Annotated in this window: 3 protein-coding genes; 2 read left to right on the forward strand and 1 reads right to left on the reverse strand. The window is 60.7% G+C overall.

The window, feature by feature from the left end; genetic code table 11:
• Together QZ329_RS14395 and QZ329_RS14400 are read left to right on the forward strand one after the other, a co-directional pair.
• A partial coding sequence (locus tag QZ329_RS14395; RefSeq protein ID WP_295753695.1) for a recombinase family protein occupies positions 1-1610 on the forward strand: 1610 nt, incomplete at its 5' end.
• A 397-nt stretch (positions 1611-2007) separates the two neighbouring features.
• Positions 2008-3177, forward strand: coding sequence for a tyrosine-type recombinase/integrase (locus QZ329_RS14400; RefSeq protein ID WP_295753696.1), 1170 nt, complete (start codon positions 2008-2010; stop codon positions 3175-3177).
• A gap of 402 nt (positions 3178-3579) precedes the next feature.
• On the opposite strand, the gene QZ329_RS14405 is transcribed toward QZ329_RS14400, so the two are convergent.
• Positions 3580-6819: a hypothetical protein gene (locus QZ329_RS14405; RefSeq protein ID WP_295753697.1), complete on the reverse strand. Its 3240-nt coding sequence runs from the start codon at positions 6817-6819 to the stop codon at positions 3580-3582.
• Positions 6820-6889: the final 70 nt, after the last annotated feature.

Here is a 6889-nt window from a genome sequence, read left to right on the forward strand (position 1 = left end):
GACAGCAAACCATGCAAGCCCCTATCACCGCCTTGTACTGCCGCCTCAGTCGCGACGATGAGCTGCAAGGCGAGTCAAATTCAATTTCAAATCAAAAGCGCATCCTCGAAAGCTACGCCCGTGAGCATAGCCTGATGCCCTATCAGTTTTTCGTGGATGACGGATGGAGCGGAGCCAACTTCCAGCGGCCCGGCTTCACCGAGATGATGGACGCTGTGGAGAGCGGCGCGGTCAAGACGGTCGTGACGAAAGACCTCTCACGCCTGGGACGGAATTATCTGCAAGTGGGCCTATTTACAGAAATTACCTTCCCCAAGAAAGGCGTCCGCTTCATCGCTATCAATGACGGCGTGGACAGCGCCCAGGGCGACAACGACATGAGCGCCTTGCGGAACCTATTTAACGAATGGATGGTGAGGGACACGAGCAAGAAAATCAAAGCGGTTTTCCGGGCTAAAGGCATGAGCGGAAAACCCATCACCAGCCAGCCGGTCTATGGCTATCTGAAAGGCGAGAACGGCGAGTTTATCATTGACCCGGAGGCCGCACCTGTTGTAAAGCAGATATTCAGTCTGTGCCTTGCCGGGAACGGCCCCACCAAGATTGCCCGGATGCTGACCGAGCAGAACATCCCCACGCCGGGGACGATGGAGTACCGGCGCACCGGCAGCACCCGCCGCTACTACCCGGACTACCCCTGCAAATGGTCGAGCAACACCGTGGCGCACATTCTGGAACGGCGGGAGTACCTGGGGCATACCGTCAACTTCAAGACGGAGAAGGTGTCCTACAAGGTCAAGACCAGCGTACTCAATCCAGAAGAAAAAGTGATGGTTTTTGAGCATACTCACGAGGCCATCATTGATGAGGCCACCTGGGAGCGAGTGCAGGAGCTTCGCAAACAGCGTAAGCGGCCCAACCGCTACGGCGAGGTTGGCCTGTTCTCCGGCCTGTTGTTCTGCGCCGACTGTGGGAGTGTCATGTACCAGCAGAGGTATGAAACAGACAAGCGACGGCAGGACTGCTATATCTGCGGCAGCTACAAAAAGCGTACCGCCGACTGTACGGCGCACTTCATCCGCACCGACCTTCTGACGGTGGGCGTGACCGAAAATCTGCGGAAAGTCACCAGCTACGCCGCCAAGCATGAGGCCCGGTTTATGAAGCTGCTGATGGCGCAGAACGAGGACGGCGGCAAGCGAAAGAACGCCGCCCGCCGCCGGGAGCTGGAGGCGGCGCAGAAGCGCATCGGAGAGTTGAGCGGCATCTTCAAGCGTCTGTATGAGGACAGCGTGAGCGGGCGCATCACGGACGAGCGTTTCATGGAACTGTCCGCCGATTACGAGCAGGAGCAGGCCACGCTGAAAGCCCGTGTCGCTGAGTTACAGGTGGAGCTGGGGCAGGCGCAGGAGGCCGCTGTGAACGTAGAGAAGTTTATGGCAGTCGTTCGGAAGTACACCAGCTTTGAGGAATTGACCCCCACCCTCCTGCGGGAGTTCGTGGAGAAAATCGTGGTGCATGAGTGCTGGAAGGACGAGCAGGGAACGCGCCACCAGGACATCGAGATTTATTATTCTTTTGTGGGCAAGGTGGACTTGCCTGACGATTGAGCCAGACCTATCCGGCGAGGCCCCGCCGGATAGTGACGGCAAAAATTTTTAACCTCTCTTTGCTTCTTTATCCGTAGTGAGCTAACAAGCGTGTACTGAAACAGTTCACTATATGTAACCATTGGGCAGCCCCCCTTTCCGAAAATCAGGGGGCAAGAAGCTGCCCCCTGTCAAGAGGGCCAACCGTCCGCCGTTACTGGCAGCGCTGAAAGAGGATTCTTTCCTGCTGTCAGAGTACCACGGTTTTCCACAAAAAGCAATAAGAACCGCCCCGGCGCTGCAAACACCGGGACGGTCATAGATGCACAAATACCAGAGCTACTAACTAAGGCACCAGTGCGCCTATAATTATACACCTTCTGGGCCACTGTGTCAAATACGAAAGGAGATTTTCCACATGGCACGGAAGAGCGCGAAAGGCAGCGGCACGATCAGGAAAAAGACCGTCACCAGGAACGGCAAAGAATACACCTATTGGGAGGCCAGAATCACCACAGGCCGGGATCCTGGTACCGGCAAGCAGCTCCAGCGCAGTTTCACTGGCAAGACACAAAAGGAGGTCCGGGAGAAGATGCAGGCCGCCGCCGTGGCGGTCAACGAGGGGACGTACACAGCCCCCCAGCGCATGACGGTAGGGCAATGGCTGGACGTATGGGCGTCTGACTACCTGGGCGCGGTGAAGCTCTCGACTGCTGACGGATATATCCGCAGTATCAAGAACCACCTCAAGCCCGCTCTGGGCGCAATCCGGCTGGACCAGCTCCGCCCCCATGACGTGCAGGGATTTGTCAACGACCTGGAGGGGCTTGCTCCATCCACAGCACGTTACCATCACCAGGTATTGCACACCGCACTGGAAAAGGCCGTGGAGTTGGATTACATACCGCGAAACCCGGCGGCGCGGTGCGAACTTCCCCGCGTGGAGCAAGAGGAGGTTCACCCGCTCGACGATCAGCAAGCCGCCGCTCTGCTGGCCGCTGCTAAAGACACCAACGTTGAACATCTTCTTGCTGTGGCTCTCTTTACGGGCTTGCGTATGTCTGAGCTGCTGGGCCTCACCTGGGACGCCGTGAACTTCACCGCAGGTTTGATCAGGGTTAATAAGCAGCTGGTTCGCTCCGCCTACCGCACAGACGGGCCGTTTCAGTCCCCAAAGAGCGGCAAGGCCCGCACGATCACCCCGGCCCCGGCGGTCATGGCCGCATTGAGAAAGCAGCGGGCCAGACAGACAGAAATGCAGCTGAAAGCGGGGCCGTTGTGGGCTAACCCCTATGGCCTGGTATTCACCACAGAGACCGGTGCGCCGCTCAACCAGAGGCGGGCCGATAATGGCTTCCACAAGGCCCTTGCCGCCGCCGGTCTATCCGGCTTCCATTTTCATTCACTCCGGCATACATACGCTGTGAACGCGCTGCGGGCTGGAGAAGATATAAAGACGGTGCAGGCCAACTTAGGCCACGCCACTGCTGCCTTTACTCTGGACAAATACGGCCACTTTACCGAACAGATGGCCCGTGACAGCGCGGCCCGCATGGAACGCTTCATCGAGGAGGTTTTGAACCTATAAAGGGAAAACATAAGGGAAAATCACACTGTAAAACCCGCCTAACCCTTGCGTTAATAGTGGTAAGGAACTCGCGCAAGGAGACTGTTGGCTGACAATTCGTAGTGCAAAAGCGCAAGATGGGTTATGGATTTATAAATTATCCACAGCCCATCTTTGTGCTTATTAGAAGTTTACCAAGCAAGTGTGTGCCATCGGTCCCGTCTGCCTGGCTCTCTGCGCCGCGCGGTGGCTGGAATATAGTGGATTCAGAGTACGAATAGCCGCCGTATCACGTTTCTCCGTGATACGGCGGCTTTGAGTCTATAGCGGCAGAATATGGTCCAGGCCGGTACTGCGCCCCTGCTCTTTTTGCCGGGATTCGATTTGCCGGATGAAATAAGTCTATCCAGCGAGCGGGGCATTTTATTTCGATGCTGGCTCCTCTTTTCCTTTCTGAGCCTTGGCGGCCGTTCTCTTGTGTTTGCCGGCAATCAGCACGAGTGCTGCCAAGGCAGCCAAACCGCCCACGACAGCGGGGATCAGCCACAGGGCGCTCCGAGTAGATTGGATACAGAAAGTGCCCTGGGTTCCGGTCATGGTCAGCAATAGATACTGTCCGTTTTGGACGGCTTCCACCTGTTGCCACTGGCCGTTCTGATACTGCCAGACATGGGTACCGCTGTCAGGGCTTAACAGCCGCAAAGGAACGGAATCCTCTGGCTCCGCTCCAGCGAGAACGACGTCCCACACGACGGCCTGCTCCCCCGCCTCCTGGGGCGGAACCTGGACGCTGTCTGTCACATGGAGAACGGCGTCCCCGGTAAACTGTCCCTCCGCCAGGGCCAGGGCCAGCTTTCCGGACAGCTCCCGGCTGGCCACCACAGTAACCCAAGGGGTATAGACCGCGTTCACGGTCAGGTCGGAGCGCAGGCCGGAGACATCAAACTCCGGCCAGACGCCGTAATTGCCCTCCAGCTCTGGCACAGGGGGCAGGTCGAGCCTGGACAGGTCCTCCCCGTAGAGGAATGGAATCTGCGCCACCGTTTTTTCCTCCGCCACCAGAGTCAGCGTAAAGGCGGTGAACTCTGGCGGAATATCGGGCAGCTGGCTCAGCGCGTTAAAGGGGATGGGCTCGGCCCGCCCCGCGTAGCTGACGCCGTCCACCCCGGCGGTGCCGGTGTCTACAAAGAGATTGCCGGACAGCGCCCCATCCGTCTCTATGCCGCCGGCAATGGCTCCCAGATACTCCGTGCCTTCCTCGATTGTGACGATGGCACGGCAGTCCCGCAGACGGCTGGCCCAGCCGGCAATGCCGCCGACGTAATTCTCTCCGGACAGGGTGCTCTTGACATGGCAGCTGCGGATGGAGGCGTCCGCATAGCCGGCCACACCCCCCACATAGTTCCCGCCGGTGCTGGCTACCGGGCCGTAATTCTGGCACTCCAAGGCAGTACCCAGGTCCATGCGCCCCGCCAGACCGCCCACGCAGTCCTTCTTGCCGGTGACGGCCCCACGATTGACGCAGTTCATCAGCACCGCCTTGGTCTCGTAGCTGCTGCCAAAGGAGAACCGGCCGGTCGTGTCGTCCTCCGGGTCCAGGTCGAATTCAATGGCCACGGCACCGGCAATGCCGCCCACGTTGCGGTCTCCCTCCACGGTTCCCAGGTTGGAGCAGTCCGCCACCTTGCCCTCCCGGGTGGCAGAGATGTCCTCATCGGAGGTGTCCTGAATGATGCCCTCCAGGCCGCCTTCAGCGGTGTCCCTGGCGTCATCCATTGCGTCCAGCAGAAGGGTGAATACCGCGTTAAACTGCCGGTTGATGGCCCGCAGGTCGGCGGTCAGGGTGCCGTTCCCGGTCTGAAGGGCGCTGTTCAGCCCGTCCATCTCCTCCAGCAGGCCGCTCATGGCATCATAAAGGCTGTCGCCGGCCTGCCGGAAGTCCTCCCCCAGGGGGGTGAACTCCGCAGGACCGTCCTCGGTGAGCGTATCCACCGCATCGCCAATGGTATCCAGCGCCCGGCGCAGCAGCCGCCCGATGACGGCGGAGGTGTCAGAGGCCTCCTCCAGTGTATCCAGGGCGTCTCCCAGCTGGCTGGACAGAGCGCCGGAGCGGCTCAGGGCCTGCTGGAGCTGAGACAGGGCATCATCCAGATCATCCCCCACTCCCCGCAGGGCGCGGAATGCCTGACGCAGCTCCTCCCGCGCCGCCAGAAGAGAGCTGACGGAGATGGAGCCGCTTCCCAAATCCAGAAAGCCTTGAAAGGCGTCCAGCGCGCGTTCCAGCCGGCTTACCGCCGTGGTCAGCCCGGAGGCGGACTGCCGCAGCTTCTCCACCGCGAGACGCAGGTCCCGCGCGGCCCGATCGCCGGTGTCCACCGCGCCGCCCAGAGAATCCAAAGCGTCCCCCAGCTGGCGGGACAGGCGCTCCAGCCGCCCGCCCACGTCGGACAGATCGTCCAGGGCGGGAGAAATTTTGCCCAGCGCGCCGGTGATGTCGGCGGTCAGGGTGTTGATGGTGCCGATGTTCTCGTCGGTAAAATCGGAAACCCGGTCCAGCAGCTCCTTGGTGCTGTCCTTGGCGCTGCCGGCGTAGTCTCCCATGGCGCTGAGCTGGGCGGAGACGCTGTCTCCGGTGCGCTCCGCGTCGTCCAGCGCGCGGTTAATCAGGTTTTCCAGGGTGTTCAGCTCCTGGCGCAGCTGCTCCAGCGTGTCCCGGCCAGGGTCCACAAGCACATAGGGCTCCGCCTGGCCCACAATGCCGCCCACGTCCTTCCGTCCGTAGACGGTGCCGCTGTTGGTACAGCCGGACAGATAGCCGTCCTGCCGCCCGGCGATGCCGCCGGTGTTGTACCCCACATGGGGGTAGCCCACCGTGCCGCAATTGACGCAGCTCTGCACCACGCCGCTGGAATAGCCCACGATGCCACCGGTATCAAAGCAGCCGTCCAGCAGGTGGTAGGTTTCGTCGTCCGCCGCGGCCCGCTCCTTCAGGATGGCAGCCGTATCCGCGTCCATCAGGTCCACATTGGTTTCCTTCCGGGTCAGATTCACTCCGGCGCTGCTTTCACATTTGAGCAGCAACCCCAAATTCCGGCCCGCAATGCCGCCGGTGATATTCTTGCCGCTGACAGAACCGGAGACGGAACAACCGGTAATCTCACCGGTGATGCTGTTGTATCCGGCGATGCCGCCCACGGTGGCATCCCCCTGAACCACGCCGTGAAAGGCACAGCTTTGCAGGGTTCCTGCGTTGTTGCCCACGATGCCTCCCACGGTGGAGCGGGTACCCCCGGGGGCCACCGTACCCTTGACGGTCAAGTCCCGTACCAGCCCGCCGGGCTGGATATAGCGGAACAACCCCTGGGTGGAACCGGCGGAGGTGAGACACAGCCCGGAGATGGTGTGTCCCTGGCCTAAAAAGGTGCCGCCGAAGGTGGGAATGGGGGTGAAATCCACCCCGCTCAGGTCCAGGTCGGCGGTGAGGGTAACAGTCTTGCCCTGGGACCAGGTGTCCAGAGCGCAGTTTTTCCCGAAACGCTGGAGGTCCGCTACGTTGGAGATGGTGACAGTGCTTTCCTCCGTGGCCCAGGCGGGCAGGACCAGCGAGGTCAGAATCCAGACCGCCAGAAGGATGGGGAACAGCCGGTCGACACGTTTACGCATGAGAATCCGCCCCCTTTCCCGCAGGGATTGCCGCTGGTTGGGGCGGCTCCTCCGGCCGGACAGCCCCCGT

Source organism: uncultured Oscillibacter sp. (assembly GCF_910579365.1).
Lineage (GTDB): Bacteria > Bacillota > Clostridia > Oscillospirales > Oscillospiraceae > Oscillibacter.